The sequence below is a fragment of the Aeromonas sp. QDB30 genome (assembly GCF_027707645.1).
Lineage (GTDB): Bacteria > Pseudomonadota > Gammaproteobacteria > Enterobacterales > Aeromonadaceae > Aeromonas > Aeromonas caviae.
The window spans coordinates 1-18,934 of record NZ_JAPCIY010000079.1 but is presented as its reverse complement, the minus strand read 5'-3'; the positions used below and the strand labels follow the sequence as shown (position 1 = coordinate 18,934).

The window sequence follows — 18,934 nt, the reverse complement described above, 5'->3', positions numbered from 1 at the left end:
TCTGCTGTCTGAATGAACAATATTTGTTCGAATGTATGGGGTTGTTCAAAGTATAAACACTGATGCGTCAGCCCTGTGGTGGCCTCCGGCTCCTGGCCGTTCCAGGCCAATACCCTGATCGCCGACAAGCAGCCTATCGCCACGACGGTGCCCAAGGAGGGCGTCACCGGCTGGGCCGATACCAGCATGGTGCACAGCGAGGCGAAGAACCTCACCTGTGCCTATCAGTGGCTGGAGCACTCCCTCAACAACAAGCTGCAGGGGGATCTCGCCTCCTGGTTCGGCTCCGTGCCCGTGGTACCGGCCGCCTGCGAGGGCAATGCCCTGCTCGGGAAAGAGGGGTGCAAGACCAACGGCATCGACAACTTCGATCGGGTTCACTTCTGGCGTACCCCTGTCTCCCAGTGCAAGAGCCAGGGAACCTGCGTGCCGTATTACCGCTGGGTCTCGGACTATATCGCTATTCTGGGTGGCCGCTGATGCTGGTAGAACAAGGCCATATCCCAGCGGCAGGGGACCTGCGTGTCCTCTGTGCTACCGCTGGGTTTCGGACTATATCGCCATCCTGGGTGGTCGCTGAGGTGCCTCAGTAAATGCCGATATGGGGCCGGACAGGAGTCCGGCCCGCTTCCCACACAGACAAGGACGCCCCATGAATGCCGTACAATTTGACCGGGTCAGCCGCCACTATGGCGAGGTGAAGGCGGTCGACGACATCTCCTTCCAGATCCCGTCCGGAGAATTTTTCACCCTGCTGGGGCCGAGCGGTTCCGGCAAGACCACCTGCCTGCGGATGATCGCGGGCTTCGAATACCCGAGCGAGGGGGAGATCCGGCTGTTCGGCGAGCCCTGCTCCACCGTGCCCCCCTACGATCGCAACCTCAATACCGTGTTTCAGGACTACGCCCTGTTTCCCAACATGGATGTGCGCGACAACATCGGCTACGGCCTGATGCTCAAGGGCGTCGCCAAGGCGGAGCGTTACCGCAAGGTGGACGAGATGCTGGAACTGGTGCGCCTGCCCGGCGTCGGCAACCGCAAGCCGGGCCAGCTCTCCGGCGGCCAGCGCCAGCGCATCGCCATCGCCCGAGCGCTGATCAACCAGCCGCGCATCCTGCTGCTGGACGAACCGCTCGGGGCCCTCGACCTCAAGCTGCGCGAGCAGATGCAGCTCGAACTCAAAGCCTTGCAGCGCCAGCTCGGCATCACCTTCATCTTCGTCACCCACGATCAGCAGGAGGCGCTCTCCATGAGCGACCGCATCTGCATCTTCAATCAGGGCAAGATCGAGCAGATCGCCGCGCCGGATACTGTCTATGACGCCCCCGCCACCCCCTTCGTCGCCCGCTTCGTCGGCACCGTCAACCTGTTCGAGGGGGAGCAGGCCCGCCGGCTGTGCGGCGATGCTCAGCAGATGATGGTGCGCCCGGAGCGGATCCGGCTCGCCGAGGCCGGCACACCGGGCTGGTCCGGGGAGGTGCGCGAGGTTGAATATCTCGGCCCCTTCGTGCGCTACCGGGTTGATCTCGGCGAGCAGCTCGAGCTTATCGTCAACCACCCCAACGAGGGCCAGGCCCGCCTGCCCCGTGGCGCCCGGGTCAGCCTCAGCTGGCCGGAGCAGGCGATCCATCACCTGCACACCGCCCCTCAGGGAGCTCAACCATGAGCGCCCCCCACAGTGCGAGCCTTGCCATGAGCCAACCCACTGCCCCCCTCTCCTATCGGCCGCTGCGGCACCTCTCCACCCTGCTCTACGGGCGGCCAGGCCTGCTGCTGGCCATCCTGCTGGGGCCGCCACTGCTCTGGCTTGGCATCATCTATGTCGGCTCCCTGCTGATGCTGCTCTCCAACGCCTTCTTCGGACTGGACGAGTTCAGCGGCCAGATCCGCCACGAGCTGGGGCTGCAGAACTTCGTTGCCCTGCTGCGGGCTGAGAACTTGGACGTGATCCTGCGCACCGTCGGCATGTCGCTGCTGGTGACCCTGGCCTGCGCCCTGCTCGGTTTTCCGATCGCCTACTACATGGCGCGCTACACCAGCGGCAAGACCCGGGCCCTGTTCTACGTCGGCATCATGCTGCCGCTCTGGTCCAGCTATCTAGTGCGGGTCTACGCCTGGAAGCTGATCCTGGCCAAGGAGGGGGTCATCAGCTGGCTGGCAGACACCCTGGGACTGGACTGGCTGCTGGACGCCATCCTCTCGCTGCCGGTGATCGTGGGGCCGTCGCTGTCATTCTCGCGCATCGGCACCTTCATCGTGTTCGTCTACGTCTGGCTGCCCTTCATGATCCTGCCCATCCAGGCGGCGGTGGAGCGGATCCCGCGCCCCTTGCTGGAGGCGAGCGGCGATCTCGGCGCCACCCCGGCCCAGACCTTTCGCACCCTGATCCTGCCGCTGGCCCTGCCCGGCGTGGTGGCGGGCTCCATCTTCACCTTCTCCCTAACGCTGGGGGACTACATCATCCCCGGCATCATAGGCAACTCCACCATGTACATAGGTCAGGTGGTCTACATGCAGCAGGGCACGGCGGGCAACCTGCCCTTCGCCGCCGCCTTCTCGCTGGTGCCGATCCTCATCATCGCCATCTACCTGACCATCGCGAAACGCTTGGGGGCCTTCGATGCGCTCTAATACTTCCATGAAACGGGACCATGGCAGCCAGCCCTCCGGCCTGCTCAAGTACGCGGCCATCGGCGGCCTCTTGTTCCTGCACTTCCCGATCCTGTTCATCTTCCTCTACGCCTTCACCAGCGAGAGCAAGAGCTATCAGTTCCCACCGCCCGGGCTCACCCTCAAGTGGTTCGAGGTGACCCTCAACCGCCCCGACGTGTGGCGCGCCATCCAGCTATCGCTGGAGGTAGCGGGGCTGGCGACGCTGGCCGCCATGGTGCTCGGCACCCTGGCGGCGGGGGCCATCGCCCGCAGCCGCTTCTTCGGCCAGGAGGTGGTATCGCTGTTGCTGGTGCTGCCCATCGCCCTGCCCGGCATCGTCACCGGCATCGCGCTGCGCTCCGCCTACGGGGTGATGGAGATCCCTTTCAGCTTCTGGACCATCGTCATCGGTCACGCCACCTTCTGCGTGGTGGTGGTCTACAACAATGCCCTGGCGCGCTTTCGCCGCACCAACCAGAGCCTCATCGAGGCGTCGATGGATCTCGGTGCCGACAGCTTCCAGACCCTGCGCTACGTGATCCTGCCCAATCTGGCCACGGCACTGCTGGCGGGGGGCATGCTGGCGTTTGCCCTGAGCTTTGACGAGGTGATCGTCACAACCTTCACCGCGGGCCAGCAGACCACGCTGCCGATCTGGATGTATCAGGAGCTGATCCGGCCACGGGACAGGCCGGTCACCAACGTGGTGGCGCTCATCATAGTGGCCTTCACCACCATTCCCATTCTGCTTGCCTACTACCTCACCCGCGACGGCCAGGACGTTGCCGGCAGCGGCAAATAACGACTCAACGCGTGCGCAAGGATGCAACCATGAAACTCTCTACCCAACTTTTGATCGACGGTCAGTTCGTCACCGGTGACGGCCAGGCCGAGCCCATCCTCAACCCGGCCACCGGCGAGCTGCTCGCCTCGGTGCCCGAAGCCTCGTTCGAGCAGGTGAACCGTGCGGTGAACGGCGCCCAACGCGCCTTCGCCCAGTGGAGCCGCACCACCCCGGCCCAACGCAGCACCCTGCTGCTGCGCCTGGCCGATGCCATCGAGCGCCACGCCGAGGAGTTTGCGGCGCTCGAATCCCTCAACTGCGGCAAGCCCTATCTGGCGGTGCTCAATGACGAGCTGCCGGCGGTAGTGGACTGCTTCCGCTTCTTCGCCGGCGCGGCTCGCTGCCTGCAGGGGCCGCTGGCGGGGGAGTATATCGAGGGGCACACCAGCATGATCCGCCGCGACCCCATCGGTGTGGTGGGCAGTATCGCCCCCTGGAACTATCCGCTGATGATGGCGGCTTGGAAGATGGCCCCGGTGCTCGCCGCCGGCAATACGGTGGTGCTCAAGCCCTCCGAGCAGACCCCGCTCACCGCCCTGCGCCTGGCGGAGCTGGCCAGCGAGCTGTTCCCGCGCGGCGTCATCAACATCGTCTGCGGCCGGGGCGAGAGCGTGGGGGCACCGCTGGTGGAGCACCCGCTGGTGCGCATGGTGTCCCTCACCGGTGACATCGCCACCGGCCAGAAGATCCTGCAGAGCGCCGCCCGCACCATGAAGCGCACCCATCTGGAGCTGGGCGGCAAGGCGCCGGTCATCATCTTTGACGATGCAGACCTGGAGGCCGTGGTGGCGGGCATTCGCACCTTCGGCTTCTACAACGCCGGCCAGGATTGCACAGCCGCTTGCCGCATCTATGCCCAGGGCAAAATCTACGACAAGTTTGTCGCCGCCATGACCGAGGCGGTGGCCTCCATCAAGGTGGGCTGTCCGCGCGAGGAGGGGGTGGAGATGGGGCCGCTCATCTCGGACCGCCAGCGCAATCGGGTGGCCAGCTTCGTGGAGCGGGCCCAGAGCAGCGGTCACGTGGAGGTAACGGCGGGGGGCAAGATCCGCCCCGGCAACGGCTTCTTCTTCGAACCGACCCTGATCGCCCATGCCCGCCAGGAGGATGAAATCGTGCGCCGCGAGGTGTTCGGCCCGGTGGTGTCGGTGACCCGCTTTGGCGACGCCGAGCAGGTGGTGCAGTGGGCCAACGACTCGGACTACGGCCTCGCCAGCTCGGTCTGGACCAAGGATCTGAGCCTTGCCAGCAAGGTGGCCAGCCACCTGCAGTACGGCTGCACCTGGATCAACACCCACTTCATGCTCACCTCCGAGATGCCCCACGGCGGCATGAAGATGTCCGGCTACGGCAAGGATCTCTCCCTCTACGCGCTGGAGGACTACACGGTGCCGCGCCACATCATGGTCAAGCTCTAGGCTCCACTCCGTCTCCCTGAAAACAAGATGGCCCCTTGGGGCCATCTTGTTTTGCATCAGGTCTGTGCATCCCTGCTGTGCACCGACGCAGCGTCACCATTCACCCGACCGCGACCCGCATCAACATCATGACAACCGCCACAGCCAGTGGTGATCCAGAATCAGCAGACCAAACAGCAGCATCAGGTGATAGATGGAGAAACGGAAGGTGCGCATCGCCTGGCCGGGGCGCTCCTCATATTTCAACAACCAGCCATGCCAGCAGAATCCAAGGTTCAGCCCCAGGCTGCCGACCAGGTAGACAAGCCCCGACATGCCGATCAGATAGGGCAGCAGACAGACGAGCGTCAGGATCAGCAGATAGAGCAGGATGGCTGTCTTGGTGAAATCGGTGCCGTGGGTGACCGGCAGCATGGGAATGTCGGCACCGGCATAGTCATCGCGCCGGTGGATGGCCAAACACCAGAAATGGGGCGGCGTCCAGGTAAAGATGATCATCACCAGCAGCCAGGGCTCGGCCGAAAGCTGCCCCGTGATGCTGGTCCAGCCCAAGAGCGGTGGCATGGCTCCCGCCAATCCACCTATGACGATATTCTGCGATGTGGCCCGCTTCAGCAGCAGGGTATAGACGACCGCATAGCCGAACAGGCTGGCCAGGGTTAGCCAGGCAGTCAGGGGATTCACGCCCCAATGGAGCAGAACAAACCCCGACAGTGCCAGACAGATCGCAAAATTCATCGCCTGCCCCGGCGTGATCCGTCCCGTGGCGACCGGGCGCCAGCGCGTTCTGCGCATCCGGGCATCGATGCCGCTATCCAGAGAATGGTTCATGGCCGCCGCCCCGGCAGCGAGCAGTCCAATCCCCGCCAGGCCCAGTATCATCTCGTCCAGAGAGGCGCGTGTCGGCTCGGCCAGCAGCATGCCCACCCAGGCGGTCAGGAGCAGCAGGGCGACCACCTTTGGTTTGGTCAACTGACAATAATCGTGCACCCGGCGGAGGGCGAAGCGCTGTACCCGCCCTCTCCCATTCATGTCCGGCTCCTGACCATCCCAGGGGATGGCAAGGGGTCGTGATGAGGCAAAGAGAGGCTCCCGCGCGCCAGCACACAACAGGCCAGCAGGTGGGCGGCCACCAGATTGTGTGCAAGGGCGTTGGCCAGCGGCAGGGCCAGATGGACGTTCGCCAATCCCAAGGCAATCTGCACGGTCAGCAGACCCAGCAACAACCAGCCAAACCCTCTCAAGGGGGACCGCTGGCAGAGCAGCGCGAGGGCGAAAGCACCCACCAGCAAGGCCGTGGTCAGCGCTCCCAGGCGATGGGCGATGTGAATGGTCTGGCGCGCCTCCTTGCCCAGCACGCCGAACTCATAGCTGGCGTGCCCCAGAGGGAGATGAAAGGCTTGCGCCCAATTCAGCTCTGCCTGCCAGTTGCCCTGGCACAAGGGAAACTCCACACACGCCATGGCCGCATAGTTCGCCGACGTCCAGCCCCCCAGCGCGATCTGCAGCAGCAACACGCCACAGGCCATGCTGCCAAGCCAGGACACACCCTGGTGTACGGGCGGGGGTGAAGGGAAACCTGCCAATTCGGCCCGATAGAGCCATAGCAAGGTCAGGATGGCGAAGCCGCCCAGCAGATGAGTGGTCACCACCAGGGGATGCAGGGCCAGGGTCACCGTCCACATACCCAGTGCCGCCTGACCCGCAACCAGCACCAGCAAGATGAGCGAGAGGTGGCGCAGTCGGCCGCCTGTACGCCAGCCCAAGCCGGACAGGAGCACAATCACGCCTCCCAGCACCCCGGCGAAGTAGCGATGCACCATCTCGCTGCGCGCCTTGTGAGGAACAAGCGGGCTGGCCGGATAGCGCTGTGCCGCCAGTTCCGCATGCTCGGCGCGGGGAATGGCAAGGGAACCATAGCAACCTGGCCAATCGGGGCAAGCCAGCCCGGCATCCGTCAACCGGGTATAAGCACCGAGCGCGATGACCAGAACTGCCAGCACAATGGCCGCGGAGGCCAGCCTCTTGTGCATCTTCATATGCCGCCTCGCTGACCGTGCAGTAACCAGAAGATGCGAGTCCCATGCCGGCTGCATCGTCACTGCACCCCACGCTGATACTTGAGCAGTTGCTGCAGATCCGACAGTACCGCCTTGCCAAGCAACGGCCAGGTCGTCGTGCTGCCGGGCACCTCGTAACGCAAGATGGCCAGCCCGCGGTCGTCCACCAGCAGTATATCCCCCTCCCTCATTTCACTGTTTGTCTCGTGAGGTGGCGTCAACTGGACCAGCTCCAGCTTGTCCAGGTTGCGGCCAAGTGCGGCCTGGATGCGCGCCATCAGCACAGGGACCTGCCGGCATTGTCCCTCGCAGCGAGGGGCCACCAGATAGACCAGTCGCCATTGGTGCTGATGGGCAGGAAGCGGTTGCAACAGGTAGATCTCCTGGTGCAGCCAGTGCCCCTTGCTGCGCGTGCCGGGTTCATACCAGCCCTGGTGAAGAGTCAGAGCCGCCAGCACCACAGGCAGCAGGATCACCGCAGCAAAGAGCGCTGGCACCCGCCAGCGTCGCCATCCACTCATGGGGAGCACCTCCTTGTCAGCATGACCCCCCCTGACAGAACCACCAGCGCCAAGCCGAGCCATTGCACCGCATAGGCCCGGTGTTTTTCAGGAGGCATGACAATGTGCTGGTAGTGATAGAGGAATGGGGTTCGTCTTTGATAGAACACGGCGTCTGCAAGCGGGGCTCCGATTGCCTGTCGCAGGGTCTCGACCCTGATGGATTGCAGCCGGTTCGGGTAGGGGCCTGGTTCTATGTTCTGTCCCAACAGGAAGCCGCCGGGAGCCATGCGCAGAACACCTTCAAGGGTCATTGCGGCGGGGATGGCGGGATTGGGCAATTGCGACCTGTCGGATGGTGCGGGCACCCATCCCAGGTTGACCAGCAACAGTGAGGATCCCCCCTCTGCGCGTACCGGGATGAGCACGTCATAGCCAACCTCCCCGTTGACGATCTGGTTGTCCAGCAACCAGACATAAGGGCTGACCCACTCGGCTTTCCCTTGCAGAGGCTGGCCATCCAGTGACTCCGGGTGTTGCCAGTCGGTCTGGGCCAATGTCCTTGGCCCGGCCTGCTGCATCTTTGCCATCTGCGCCAGCCAGGCCGTTTTTTCCATTCCGCGCTGCCACTGCCAGAACGCCAGCTTGCACAAACCGGCCGTCACCACCAGAGTGAACAACAAGACGAACCAGCGTCTGTGATGCCATGGTCGTCGCTTGTCTCGTGCAGCCGAATCGCGCATATCGAGGAGGATCCCAAGATGTTGATCAAGGTCGTTCTGGTACTCATGCTGCTGCTCATCATCGGCCAGCTGTTTCACGCCCTCTGGCTGATGCTCAGTCCAGGCAATACGCAAAAGATGTCGGTACCTCTGGGCCGGCGCGTCTTCTTCTCCCTGCTGGTGGTCATCATGCTGCTGCTCTCTCTCGCGATGGGCTGGCTGGAACCCAACCCGCGCCCCTACTGAGCACGGCATCAAAGCAGGTAGACAAAGACGAACAGACAGAGCCAGACCACATCGACGAAGTGCCAATACCAGGCCGCAGCCTGGAAAGCGAAATGACGCTGTGGGGTGAAATGATCCCTCAACATGATGCGCAGCCAGATGATGGTCAGGAAAAGGGTGCCCAGCAGCACGTGCAGTCCATGGAACCCGGTCAGAATGAAGAAGGTATTGCCATAGATGCCGGAATCCAGCCGCAGCCCGAGATCCCGATAGGCATGCAGATACTCATAGCCTTGAAACCACAGGAATATCAGCCCGAGCACCACGGTGGCCAGCAACATCCCCTTGAGCCGCATGCGTCTGCCGTTTTCCAGACTCATGTGTGCAAACAGCAGGGTCACGGAGGAGCCGAGCAGGATCAGGGTATTGATGAGGGGGATCCCCTGCCAGGGCATGGCCTGGGTCGTGGCACCGCCGGGCGTCTTGAGCAGGGGCCAGTGAGCGGTGAAATCCGGCCACAGCAGCTGGCCCGTCATCACCCTGTGGCCCGCACCATCCAGCCAGGGCACCGCAAGCTGGCGGGCATAGAACAGCACTCCGAAAAAAGCCAGAAAGAACATCACTTCGGAGAAGATGAACCAGACCATGCCCTGCCTGAAGGATCTGTCCATCTGGGCGCTGTAGAGCCCGGTCATGGACTCCCGGATGATGTGACGGAACCAGCCAAACAACATGAATGCCAGCAGGGCGACACCGGCCATCATCAGATACCGGCCGAAACCGGTCTGCCCACTCGCCACTTCATTGACCAGATGTCCCGCCCCCAACGCCAGGAAAAACAGTGCAATGGCACCAATGATGGGCCAGCGACTCTGGTCCGGGACATAATAGGTCTGGTTCACCTTGGCCATGGTCATTTCCTCTGTGCGAGTGCCGGTGCAGGTACGGACTCCGTGATGTCATAGAGCGAGTAGGAGAGCGTGATGGTATTGATGCTGTCCGGTAGTGCCGGATCAATATAGAACTTGAGCGGCATCAGCTTGCTCTGCCCTGCCCTCAGCTCCTGGCGATTGAAGCAGAAACACTCCACTTTCTTCAGATAGGCTGCGGCGGGACCGGGAGAGACCGACGGGACCGCCTGACCCACCATGGTCCGCTCCGTGGGATTGAACACCCGAAAGTTGACCATCTTCACCTCCCCTGGCTTCACCGACAGCCGAGTCGTCTCACCGCTGAACTCCCACGGCATCCGGGTATCCGCATGAGCAAGAAACTCGATCTGGATGCTCCGCTTGCTGTCGATCACCGCCCGCTCCGTACTGGCCGCTTGATCAGACGTCTTGCCATTGAGGCCGGTGATCCGGCAGAAGACGTCATAAAGCGGCACCAGCGCAAAGGCAAAACCAAACATGACGAGCACGACCAGAGCCAGTTTTCTGAGCAAGGGGGCATGACTGACCTGGGTCATATGACCTCCCTAACGCTCTTCCGACCGGATATCCGGCGGAGTCTGGAAACTGTGATAGGGAGGGGGAGAAGAGAGCGTCCATTCCAGCCCCTCGGCCCCCTCCCATACCCGATCGCTCGCCTTGGCTCCGCCTCTGATGCATTTGACCACGCCCCAGACAAACAGCAGCTGAGACAGGCCGAAGGCAAAGCCCCCCAGGCTGATCAGCATGTTGAAGTCGGCAAATTGCAGGGCGTAATCGGGAATGCGGCGAGGCATGCCCGCCAGCCCGACAAAATGCATGGGGAAAAACAGCACATTGACCGAGACGAGCGAACACCAGAAGTGCCATTGGCCGAGCCGCTCGTCATACATGTGCCCCGTCCATTTCGGCAACCAGTAGTAGGCCGCAGCCAGGATCGAGAAGACGGCACCGGTCACCAGCACATAGTGGAAATGGGCCACTACGAAATAGGTGTCGTGATACTGAAAATCAGCTGGCGTCATGGCCAGCATCAGCCCGGAGAAACCGCCAATGGTGAACAGGGTGATGAAGGCGATGGCAAACAGCATGGGGGTCTCGAATGTCAGAGAACCACGCCACATGGTAGCAAGCCAGTTGAATACCTTTACCCCTGTCGGCACCGCGATCAACATGGTGGTGTACATGAAGAACAGCTCCGCCACCACGGGCAATCCGGTGGTGAACATGTGGTGAGCCCAGACCATGAAGGAGAGCAAGGCGATGCTGCTGGTGGCATAGACCATGGAGCGATAACCGAACAGCTTCTTGCGGGAGAAGGTCGGAATGATGCTGGAGACGATGCCGAAAGCCGGCAATATCATGATGTAGACTTCCGGGTGCCCGAAGAACCAGAAAATGTGCTGAAACAGGACAGGATCCCCCCCACCGGCCGCATCGAAGAAACTGGTCCCGAAATACTTGTCCGTCAGCACCATGGTCACCGCAGCCGCCAGCACCGGCATGACAGCGATGAGCAGAAACGCCGTGATGAGCCAGGTCCAGACAAACAGCGGCATCTGCATCCAACCCATACCCGGCGCCCGCAGGTTGAAGATGGTCACGATGACGTTGATGGCCCCCATGATGGAGGAGATCCCCATGATGTGGATGGCAAAGACGAACAGGGCCGTGCTGTTGCCGCTGTACTGGGTGGACAGGGGGGCATAGAAGGTCCAGCCAGAACTGGGGCCGCCTCCCTCCATAAACAGGCTCGACAGGAGGATGAGGAAAGCAAACGGCAGGATCCAGAAGCTCCAGTTGTTCATGCGGGGCAACGCCATGTCAGGTGCCCCAATCATGATGGGGATCAGCCAGTTGGCGAGGCCGGTGAAGGCGGGCATGACGGCACCAAAGACCATGATAAGGCCGTGTACCGTGGTCATCTGGTTGAAAAACAGGGGTTCCACCAGTTGCAGTCCGGGCTGGAACAGTTCTGCCCGGATCACCATGGCCATGGCGCCACCGGTAAAGAACATGGTGAGGGCAAAGCAAAGATAGAGGGTACCGATGTCCTTGTGATTGGTGGTGTAGAGCCAGCGCCTCAGACCGGCCGCTGGCTGGTGGACATGTTCGCTGTGCGGGGTATCCGTGATTCCATCACTCATGCCGACGCCTCACTTGTCCTTGTCCGGATTGGCCGGGTTGAGAAGGGACTGCACCTCGGCTGGCTGCACAAGGTCGCCGGTCTTGTTATCCCAGGCATTGCGTTCATAGGTGATGACGGCGGCCAGTTCCTGCGCCGTCAACTGTTTGCCAAAAGGCTGCATCGCCGTGCCGCTCTTGCCATGCAGGACGATGTCCAGATGCTGGGCCCGATGTTCCGCCTGTGTGGTCACCTTGCTGCCATTGAGCGCCGGGAAGATGCCGGGCAATCCGGTACCCGCGGGCTGATGACAGGCAGCGCAGTGCCCCAGATAGACTTTCTCCCCCTGTGCCATGGCTTGTGGCAACGTCATGGTCTCCGCTGCCTGCGCCTGTTGCTGTGCCTTGGCAGTTGCCTGCTCGTCTCCCTTTCTGGCAATCCACTTCTCGAACTCCTCTGCGGATTTGGCCACCACAACCACAGGCATGAAACCGTGATCCTTGCCGCACAGCTCGGCGCACTGCCCACGATAGGTGCCCGGCTTGTCGATCCGGGTCCAGGACTCGTTGATGTAGCCAGGATTGGCATCTTTTTTCACGGCGAAGGCGGGAACCCACCAGGAGTGAATGACATCGTCCGAGGTCATCAGGAAACGGATCTTCTTGCCGACCGGCAATACCAGAGGGTTATCCACCTCCAGCAGATAATTGCCGCCCTTGGGGGCATCACCGGAGATCTGCTGTTTGCTGGTCGCCAGCAGGGAATAAAACGCCACTGGATACTCTAGGTATTTGTAATGCCATTTCCATTGCGAGCCCGTGACGAGGACGGTGAGATCGGCCTTGGAGGTATCCTCCATCTTCAACAGGGTCGAGGTTGCCGGTGCCGCCATCGCGATCAGTATCAACACGGGGATGGCCGTCCACAGCAACTCGATGCGGGTGCTTTCGTGAAACTGGGCGGCTTTGGCACCGCGCGATTTTCGATGGTGCACGATGGACCAGAACATGATGCCGAAGACGAGCAGACCGATGACGCAACAGATATAGAAAATCGTCATGTGCAGGTCATAGACCTGCTGGCTGATGGCGGTCGCCCCGCGCGTCATGTTGAACCGGATCTCATTGGCAAAGGCGCTGCTGCTGATGAACCACATCATCATTCCGGCACCTGCCTGAGCTGCATCGTTTCTCACATTGCACTCCCTGTGCACGTTGGAGAAGATGGCCTGCATTCAATACAATCGACGCTAACCATCTGAAAATAATGCATTTATTAAAATTCATTTCACATTCAAGTATTAGTCCATATTCAGAAAAAACCAAAATGCAGACAGCCCTGACCAGGCTCATCAGAGCAGTGGCAATAGGCAAAACGCGAGCAGGGAAGAGGGAGAAACGGGTCCCGGGGTGGCCGCGCCTTGAACGGGGAGAGCTTCAGCCATGGTGAGTCGAATCGATGTGCAGAACCCGGGAGGGGCCATTGGTTCCTCCTGGGCTCCGTGGTTTTCTGCCGTGCCAGAGGTGGGGTCAGCCCGCTGGGGCTTGCTGAGCCAGCAGTCTGGCCAGCAGGGAGCGCAATGCTTTTATCAGGGCGGGTTTGCCCGCGACACCCTGTCGGGCAGCCAGCTCGGACCAGGACGCATATTGCCAGATGGTGGCGATCAGCAACCGTCGTTCATCCTGACTCAACCCGTCCAGCATCATCACTCGCCGGAGCAGCCAGCGTTGCAGTGTCGCCTGGCACAATTCGAATGGCTTGTGATGGTGGGCAAAACAATCGAGTTCCCGATGCTCGAATTCATCCAGATCCGGCACATGAGTGACAGGTCCGCCTCTGAGGGATAGCCAGACCAGTTCGGTATCCAGCCTCTTGAGTTCACCCGCCAGCAGGGCCGGCAACTGGCTCATGAAACGCTGTCGCCATTGCGCCAGCTCGGCGTGATATTCCGATTGCAACGGCATCAGCAGCAAAGCTGCATGACTGCCGCTGGCCGCATCGCGCTGCAGACCAAGACGCAGCACCTTCAATCCCGCCTTGAGCCAGAATGGCAGCAGATCTGGACTGGCGGAGAAGGCAGATCCCAGATAATCGACCCCTAATACCCGATAATGTGATACCAGCTTGTCCAGCAACCAAGACCCCAGCCCGAGACGATGAAGGGCAGGATGGATGGCGATGCGCATCACCCTGGCATAAGAGCGCTCCCCCGCCGTCACGAAACCGGCGTGGGCCAGCAGCGACTGGGGCAGCAGATGTCCACGAGGGCGCCTTCGTCCGGCCCAGATCGCGTGCGCCAGATCAGGGGGGATATTGCCCTCCCGCGCGACCAGCGCCACCCCGAGCAACTCCTGTCCCTGCTCCATCAGATGAATGTCGAGATCCGGCCCCTCCAGTAAATACCGCAGATCACTGGGGCTGGTCTGGTAGTGAGCCAGCACGAGCAGGCCGAACACCCGATTGAGCAGCGCGTCATCACGGGCCAGCTCATCTTGTCCGACCAGGCGCCAGGTCGGTGATGTCGGGGGATGAGGTGCCGATATGTCGGCATTCAGACCAAGGAGCCGGAAGATCAGAGGCTCCAGCGGATCGCTCAGGCTCCAGCGAATAGGCTCCACCAGGTGCAGCTCCTGCCAATCCGGGGTTTGCTCATCGAGTACCCTCTTGAAGCGCAGATGAAAGCCGCGCCCCGTCCCCTCATAGCCGTGCTCCGTTGTAGCGAAGACAATGCGACTGTGACGGGCCAGCATGGCCTCCAGCAGCGGGGTCGGGATGGCGGCGGCCTCATCCACCAGCAACAGATCCGCCAGCACGTCTCCTTGAGAGGCCCGATCAGGGGACACATAGCTCAGACCGGCCAGCCGCTCAGGCATCTCTGCCAGCGCACGCTCTGCATGGGCAAAAAGTGTCGCCACTGTGGCGTGGGAAGGGGCCGTCACCGCTATCCTCAAGGCCGGATCCCGACTCAGCAAGTCGGCGCTCGCCAGCCCCAGCACGGCGCTCTTGCCACGACCGCGATCGGCGCTCAGCACCAGGGGGCGGCGGCGATGGCCGTGCAACACGTTGTGGATGGCGGGCAGCGCACGGGCCTGATCCGCGCTCAGCGGTCGGTCCCCGTCGAGAGGCTGCCAGGTAATATCACAAGAGGCAGGCGTCAGATCTCGCGCCGGATCTTCTTCCAGCAACCGTACTAGACGGGAGATGAACCCCTGCCCGGCACGATCAACCTCCTCTGGCTGGGCGACCAGCCTCTGACGATCTGGGTCTGGGTAGGTCGGCCATGCCTCCCGCGGCGGGGTCAGCAGAAGCAAGAGCCCCCCAGCCCTCAATGTCCCCGCCAAGGCACCGAATGCATCGGGGTGAAAACCGCTGAAGGCATTGAATACCAGGGTGTCGCACTCCTGACCGAGCCGTTGAAGCGCCTTGGCGGCAGGCTGCGGAGCATGACGCTCAGGACCCTGCCCCAGCCAGAACACCGCCCCCCACAGCAAGGATTCGGCACGAACGATGCAGTCATCCTCCTCCCCTTCCAGCCAGATCAGACGCCGCTCGCCGGCAGAAGCGATAGCGTGGCGCAAGGCGAGCTGCTCGGCTGACATCATGGAGCGGGGCTGGCGTCTGGCTTCACGCGGGGTTCAAACATGCGCTCCCCCATCTGGTCGATGAAGGTATGGGCCTTTTGCACCATGAAGCGCTCGGCATCCGCCGGGTTGGCAAAGAGATCGGAGCGGATGAAGCGATGGGTCTGTAATTGCCCGTCTATCTCCCTGGTGATGCGACCTGCCAGCCTGTATTGCCCCCCTTCCGCCATGGGCTCGGGATAGATGAGATAGCCCATGTATTCGATGGGCTCAACCTCGGGGCTCTGGGCGATCTCTCCCTTGAACAGGGCATTGAATAGTTTTTTGAACATGTTCGCATCCTCTCTGATAAAGGCATTCTCCCCAAGGGTGGAATCACTGGCAAGCACGGGATCTTATTACCATTCGTTCTTTGTACTACGAACCATTCTCATTTAGATTTCATCTCATTCCAGCATGAGGTCCAGATTATGTACGTGTGTTTGTGCCGCGGCATCACAGATAACCAGATCCGCAAGGCGGTACAGGCAGGCAAGACTGAATTCAGACAGTTGAAACAGTCGCTGGAAGTCGGTGCCCAATGTGGTAAATGTGTGCGCATGGCGATGGAGATCATCGCTACCGAAATCGACAAGATGGGGTCAGAGCAGGAACCGCTCTATTACGAAGTGGCGTAAAACCGCCGACTTCTCGTCTTCATCTCTCCTTCTGCCCTCCAGGGGACGACTTTCCCCATCACGTTATGGTCATGTTTCTGGACTAAGCTCTAGTGATCGTTGCCTAGGCTCGAAAACGAGGAGTAATGTCGATGAAAGGAGATCCCAAAATCATTGCCCACCTCAACAAGGTGCTGGCCAATGAGCTGGTTGCCATCAACCAATACTTCCTGCATGCCCGCATCTATGATGACTGGGGCCTCAAGGGGCTGGGGCACAAGGAGTATCACGAATCCATCGATGAGATGAAACATGCCGACGAGCTGGTCAAGCGGGTGCTGTTTCTGGAAGGGCTGCCCAACTTGCAGGATCTGGGCAAGCTGCGCATCGGTGAGACGGTGGAAGAGATGCTGCGCTGTGACTTGTCTCTGGAGATGGACGCCATCCCCGACCTGAAAGTCGCCATCACCTATGCCGAGTCCGTGCAGGACTACGTCAGCCGCGACCTGTTCCAGGAGATCCTGGAAGATGAAGAGGAGCATGTGGACTGGCTGGAAACCCAGCTCGATCTCATCGCCCGTATCGGTCTGGAAAACTACCAGCAATCCCAGCTCCATCCCGAGTCATCCTGAATCGCGATGACATCAAGAGACAATCCCAACCCGCCCAGGCGGGTTTTTTCATGGCGACAGAGGCAGAGATCTTGCCCAACGATAGGGTAGCCAACCTGGTTGCTGACAAGGCAGGCCAGAGGCTGTCAGGATGGCAGGCGCCAGATTGAACCACCTCAGGGATCACAGTTACGATGCATGGGGCAGCGGCAGGCGCCGCTTTCGATTAGGATACGACCCCATTCCCATCATTTTGCTACGGATGACCTCCATGGAACTGATTGCACGCGAGATGGCGCCCCACAAACGGGTTGCCCTGGTGGCTCACGACAACATGAAAGCCCCTCTGCTGAACTGGGTGCTGCGCCGCAAGGAGGAGCTCAAGCTCCACCATCTCTATGCGACCGGCACCACGGGCACCCTGCTCGGCAAGAAGGCGCAGCTGCCCATTACCTGCCTCTTCTCCGGCCCCATGGGAGGGGATCAGCAGCTCGGCGCCCTCATCGCCGAAGGGAAGATAGACGTGATGATCTTCTTCTGGGATCCCCTCAATCCCGCCGCCCACGATCCTGACGTCAAGGCCCTGCTGCGCCTCGCGGCTGTCTGGAACATCCCGGTCGCCACCAACGAGGCGACGGCGGACTTCATCATGGACAGCCCGCACATGCAGCAGGCATTCAGCGTCCAGGTGCCCGACTACGCCGGCTACCTCAAGGCCAGAACCGAATAAGCAACGCCAGACAGCAAAGAGCCGGAACAGATGTCCGGCTCTTTTCTTTCATGGGTGGAGAAGGTCAGCGCTGGAGGCTTTTCTGCGCGAATTTGGGCCTGGCATTCATGATCTGCTCCACCTGCTCGTCGCTCATCTTGCCCCGCGACAGCCCCAGAACCTTGTAGGTCAGCAGAGGGCGCGCTGGCAGGGCGATCATCAGGGCGCGGATCTGGTTCTCGTCCTCCTTCTCTCGCGTCGGCTTGCCGTAGGCGTAGGTGAGCACGCCGGCATCCATCAGGTTTTTGACGGCGGGTTCGGTGATCGGCAGGTTTATGACGCTTTTCCGTTGCAGTACGAACTCCCGCAGCACCGCCTTCTCGTTGAAGTCGAGGAAGCCAATCATCTGGGCCAGTTGATCCTGCTGGCGGCGGGACTGCCACTCGTCACAGGCCCACTCCCAGGCGATCAGGAAGCCCTGACTGCAGAAATAGGAGATGGCGATCAACATGCCGACCCCAAGCCAGGCCGCATGAGCCATGGCCCACTGGCTCACGGCACCTTTCATCAATCCGGCCGGAAACAGCAGGATGATGCTGCAGCAGAGCAGCAGCCAGACCATCAGCCAGTTGAGGCGATTAAGCTGGTAAAAATGTTGGATCCACCGTTTCATCGTTCACCCTTCCCAAGTCAATGTGGACAGTAGCCAATTCATAGCAATCACTGTGCCAGCACAAGGATCCCCGTAAAAAGATCAGGATCCCGGACGGGAGAGTCGAGGGGTTGTCACATCCTTTTACAACTTGTCGCGCGGATCATCCCCTGTTGGCCTTGCGCCTCACCGAGCCACTTGGTAAAAAGCCCGCACTGTCACTGGGGAGTAGCAACCCGCCCGAAATCCGGGCAGGGCCCATGTCAACACTCTTGGATCCGCAGATCCATGGCATGGGCGGCGATAGCACCTGTCGTCCTGCAAGACCTTTGGCCTCGATATGCACGCCAGCCGGGCGAGCCGTATCGGGTCCATCGGTTGTTCTGCTCGCCTGGCGGTTACTCATCATGCTGATCACCCTGCTGTTATTTCTGATCTCTGCCGTCACCATCTATCTGGCCTGTGAATACTTCGTCAACGGCATCGAATGGACCGGCCATCATTTCAAACTGTCCCAAAGCGCCACCGGTTCTCTGCTGGCCGCCCTCGGCACGGCCCTGCCCGAATGCATCGTCACCCTGACCGCCCTGCTGATGGGGGATGCCCCCGCCCAGCAGCAGATAGGCATAGGTGCGGCCCTCGGCGGCCCGCTGGTGCTGGCCACCATAGGCTATGCTGCCGTCGGCGTGACCCTGCTGCTGTGCATGAGCCGGGAGCACAGAGCCATCAATGGCGAGGTGCAGCGGGAGATAGGCCGCGATCAGACCTGGTTTGCTGGCATCTTCCTGTTGGCCGTGCTGCTTGGCATGGTGGCCTTCACCGGTAAAACCTGGCTGGCCCCCCTGTTCGTGCTGATGTACCTCCTCTATGTGCGACGTGAGCTGAAACAGACCGACAGCCACGATGCCGAATTGCCCTCCCCCCTCAAGCTGGATCCGCACGCCAGGATCCCGGCGCTCGGCAAGGTGCTGCTGCAAACCCTGGTGGCGCTCGGTGTGGTGGCGCTGGCGGCTCAGCTGTTCGTCCATCAGCTGGAGAGCATGGGCGAGCTGTTCGGCCTCTCTCCGGTGCTGGCGGCCCTGTTGCTGAGCCCGGTGGCCACCGAAATGCCCGAGCTGATGAACGTGCTCATCTGGGTGCGGCAGGGCAAACACCGGCTGGCACTGGCCAATATATGGTTCTTCGCGGGATCTTGGGGAAGTGGAAGTTGACAGACAGGGTGCTGGTAAACTGGCTGTCTCCAAACACAC

At 61.2% G+C, this 18,934-nt stretch carries 19 protein-coding genes, 2 pseudogenes and 1 riboswitch; of the genes and pseudogenes, 10 read left to right on the top strand and 11 right to left on the bottom strand.

Features of this window, described 5'->3' with window-relative positions; all coding sequences use genetic code 11:
* Window positions 1-75: 75 nt before the first annotated feature.
* The 5 genes and pseudogenes from PG896_RS17960 to PG896_RS17940 all read left to right on the top strand — a co-directional run.
* A pseudogene (locus PG896_RS17960) lies at window positions 76-480 on the top strand (spermidine/putrescine ABC transporter substrate-binding protein); the annotation flags it as partial.
* A 172-nt stretch (window positions 481-652) separates the two neighbouring features.
* Complete coding sequence (locus PG896_RS17955; RefSeq protein WP_270836021.1) at window positions 653-1,666, top strand: ABC transporter ATP-binding protein; 1,014 nt, start codon at window positions 653-655, stop codon at window positions 1,664-1,666.
* Window positions 1,663-2,631, top strand: coding sequence for an ABC transporter permease (locus PG896_RS17950; protein WP_161470577.1), 969 nt, complete (start codon window positions 1,663-1,665; stop codon window positions 2,629-2,631). Before PG896_RS17955 ends, PG896_RS17950 begins: the two co-directional genes overlap by 4 nt.
* A gap of 7 nt (window positions 2,632-2,638) precedes the next feature.
* Window positions 2,639-3,454, top strand: coding sequence for an ABC transporter permease (locus tag PG896_RS17945; RefSeq protein WP_045522104.1), 816 nt, complete (start codon window positions 2,639-2,641; stop codon window positions 3,452-3,454).
* Window positions 3,455-3,483: 29 nt separating this feature from the next.
* Window positions 3,484-4,914 (top strand): gamma-aminobutyraldehyde dehydrogenase, encoded by a 1,431-nt coding sequence (locus PG896_RS17940; RefSeq protein ID WP_270836020.1) that lies wholly within the window; start codon window positions 3,484-3,486, stop codon window positions 4,912-4,914.
* A 126-nt stretch (window positions 4,915-5,040) separates the two neighbouring features.
* On the opposite strand, the gene cyoE is transcribed toward PG896_RS17940, so the two are convergent.
* The 4 genes from cyoE to PG896_RS17920 are packed head-to-tail and all read right to left on the bottom strand — an operon-like array spanning window position 5,041 to window position 8,217.
* Window positions 5,041-5,946: a heme o synthase gene (cyoE, locus tag PG896_RS17935; protein WP_052814414.1), complete on the bottom strand. Its 906-nt coding sequence runs from the start codon at window positions 5,944-5,946 to the stop codon at window positions 5,041-5,043.
* On the bottom strand, window positions 5,943-6,953 hold the full coding sequence (locus PG896_RS17930; RefSeq protein ID WP_052814413.1) for a COX15/CtaA family protein: 1,011 nt from the start codon (window positions 6,951-6,953) through the stop codon (window positions 5,943-5,945). Before PG896_RS17930 ends, cyoE begins: the two co-directional genes overlap by 4 nt.
* A 59-nt stretch (window positions 6,954-7,012) precedes the next feature.
* Window positions 7,013-7,495, bottom strand: a complete 483-nt coding sequence (locus PG896_RS17925; protein ID WP_104452225.1) for a hypothetical protein — start codon at window positions 7,493-7,495, stop codon at window positions 7,013-7,015.
* A complete protein-coding gene (locus PG896_RS17920) occupies window positions 7,492-8,217 on the bottom strand; it encodes an SURF1 family protein (protein ID WP_270836018.1) in 726 nt (241 codons plus the stop codon). Before PG896_RS17920 ends, PG896_RS17925 begins: the two co-directional genes overlap by 4 nt.
* An 18-nt stretch (window positions 8,218-8,235) precedes the next feature.
* Here PG896_RS17920 and PG896_RS17915 point away from each other — a divergent pair, with 18 nt between their 5' ends.
* On the top strand, window positions 8,236-8,442 hold the full coding sequence (locus PG896_RS17915) for a DUF2909 family protein (RefSeq protein WP_221436468.1): 207 nt from the start codon (window positions 8,236-8,238) through the stop codon (window positions 8,440-8,442).
* Window positions 8,443-8,450: 8 nt separating this feature from the next.
* Here PG896_RS17915 and PG896_RS17910 read toward each other — a convergent pair whose 3' ends face one another.
* The 6 genes from PG896_RS17910 to PG896_RS17885 all read right to left on the bottom strand — a co-directional run bounded on the left by PG896_RS17910 (window position 8,451) and on the right by PG896_RS17885 (window position 15,388).
* A complete protein-coding gene (locus tag PG896_RS17910) occupies window positions 8,451-9,332 on the bottom strand; it encodes a cytochrome c oxidase subunit 3 (protein ID WP_043152874.1) in 882 nt (293 codons plus the stop codon).
* Between the two features lie 2 nt (window positions 9,333-9,334).
* Window positions 9,335-9,889, bottom strand: coding sequence for a cytochrome c oxidase assembly protein (locus tag PG896_RS17905; protein ID WP_052814409.1), 555 nt, complete (start codon window positions 9,887-9,889; stop codon window positions 9,335-9,337).
* A 9-nt stretch (window positions 9,890-9,898) separates the two neighbouring features.
* Window positions 9,899-11,497, bottom strand: a complete 1,599-nt coding sequence (ctaD, locus tag PG896_RS17900) for a cytochrome c oxidase subunit I (RefSeq protein ID WP_045522119.1) — start codon at window positions 11,495-11,497, stop codon at window positions 9,899-9,901.
* 9 nt (window positions 11,498-11,506) lie between these two features.
* On the bottom strand, window positions 11,507-12,637 hold the full coding sequence (gene coxB, locus PG896_RS17895) for a cytochrome c oxidase subunit II (protein ID WP_223917946.1): 1,131 nt from the start codon (window positions 12,635-12,637) through the stop codon (window positions 11,507-11,509).
* Between the two features lie 367 nt (window positions 12,638-13,004).
* Entirely contained in the window at window positions 13,005-15,077 is a 2,073-nt protein-coding gene (locus tag PG896_RS17890; protein ID WP_270836017.1) for a tRNA(Met) cytidine acetyltransferase TmcA, read from the bottom strand.
* Window positions 15,074-15,388, bottom strand: coding sequence for an HlyU family transcriptional regulator (locus tag PG896_RS17885; protein WP_041211748.1), 315 nt, complete (start codon window positions 15,386-15,388; stop codon window positions 15,074-15,076). Before PG896_RS17885 ends, PG896_RS17890 begins: the two co-directional genes overlap by 4 nt.
* 138 nt (window positions 15,389-15,526) lie before the next feature.
* Between PG896_RS17885 and PG896_RS17880 the strand changes: the two genes are divergently transcribed.
* From PG896_RS17880 to PG896_RS17870, 3 genes are all read left to right on the top strand, one after another.
* Entirely contained in the window at window positions 15,527-15,733 is a 207-nt protein-coding gene (locus tag PG896_RS17880; RefSeq protein WP_164882654.1) for a bacterioferritin-associated ferredoxin, read from the top strand.
* Window positions 15,734-15,864: 131 nt separating this feature from the next.
* The gene (bfr, locus tag PG896_RS17875) at window positions 15,865-16,344 is read left to right on the top strand and encodes a bacterioferritin (RefSeq protein WP_270836016.1); all 480 of its coding nucleotides are present in this window, start codon (window positions 15,865-15,867) and stop codon (window positions 16,342-16,344) included.
* A gap of 250 nt (window positions 16,345-16,594) precedes the next feature.
* Window positions 16,595-17,053 (top strand): methylglyoxal synthase, encoded by a 459-nt coding sequence (locus PG896_RS17870; protein ID WP_041211864.1) that lies wholly within the window; start codon window positions 16,595-16,597, stop codon window positions 17,051-17,053.
* Window positions 17,054-17,117: 64 nt separating this feature from the next.
* Here PG896_RS17870 and PG896_RS17865 read toward each other — a convergent pair whose 3' ends face one another.
* On the bottom strand, window positions 17,118-17,705 hold the full coding sequence (locus PG896_RS17865) for a superinfection exclusion B family protein (protein WP_183148970.1): 588 nt from the start codon (window positions 17,703-17,705) through the stop codon (window positions 17,118-17,120).
* A gap of 190 nt (window positions 17,706-17,895) precedes the next feature.
* Window positions 17,896-18,003: riboswitch (yybP-ykoY riboswitch) on the top strand.
* Between the two features lie 88 nt (window positions 18,004-18,091).
* Here PG896_RS17865 and PG896_RS17860 point away from each other — a divergent pair.
* Window positions 18,092-18,859: pseudogene (locus PG896_RS17860) on the top strand (sodium:calcium antiporter); the annotation flags it as partial.
* Between the last annotated feature and the right edge of the window lie 75 nt (window positions 18,860-18,934).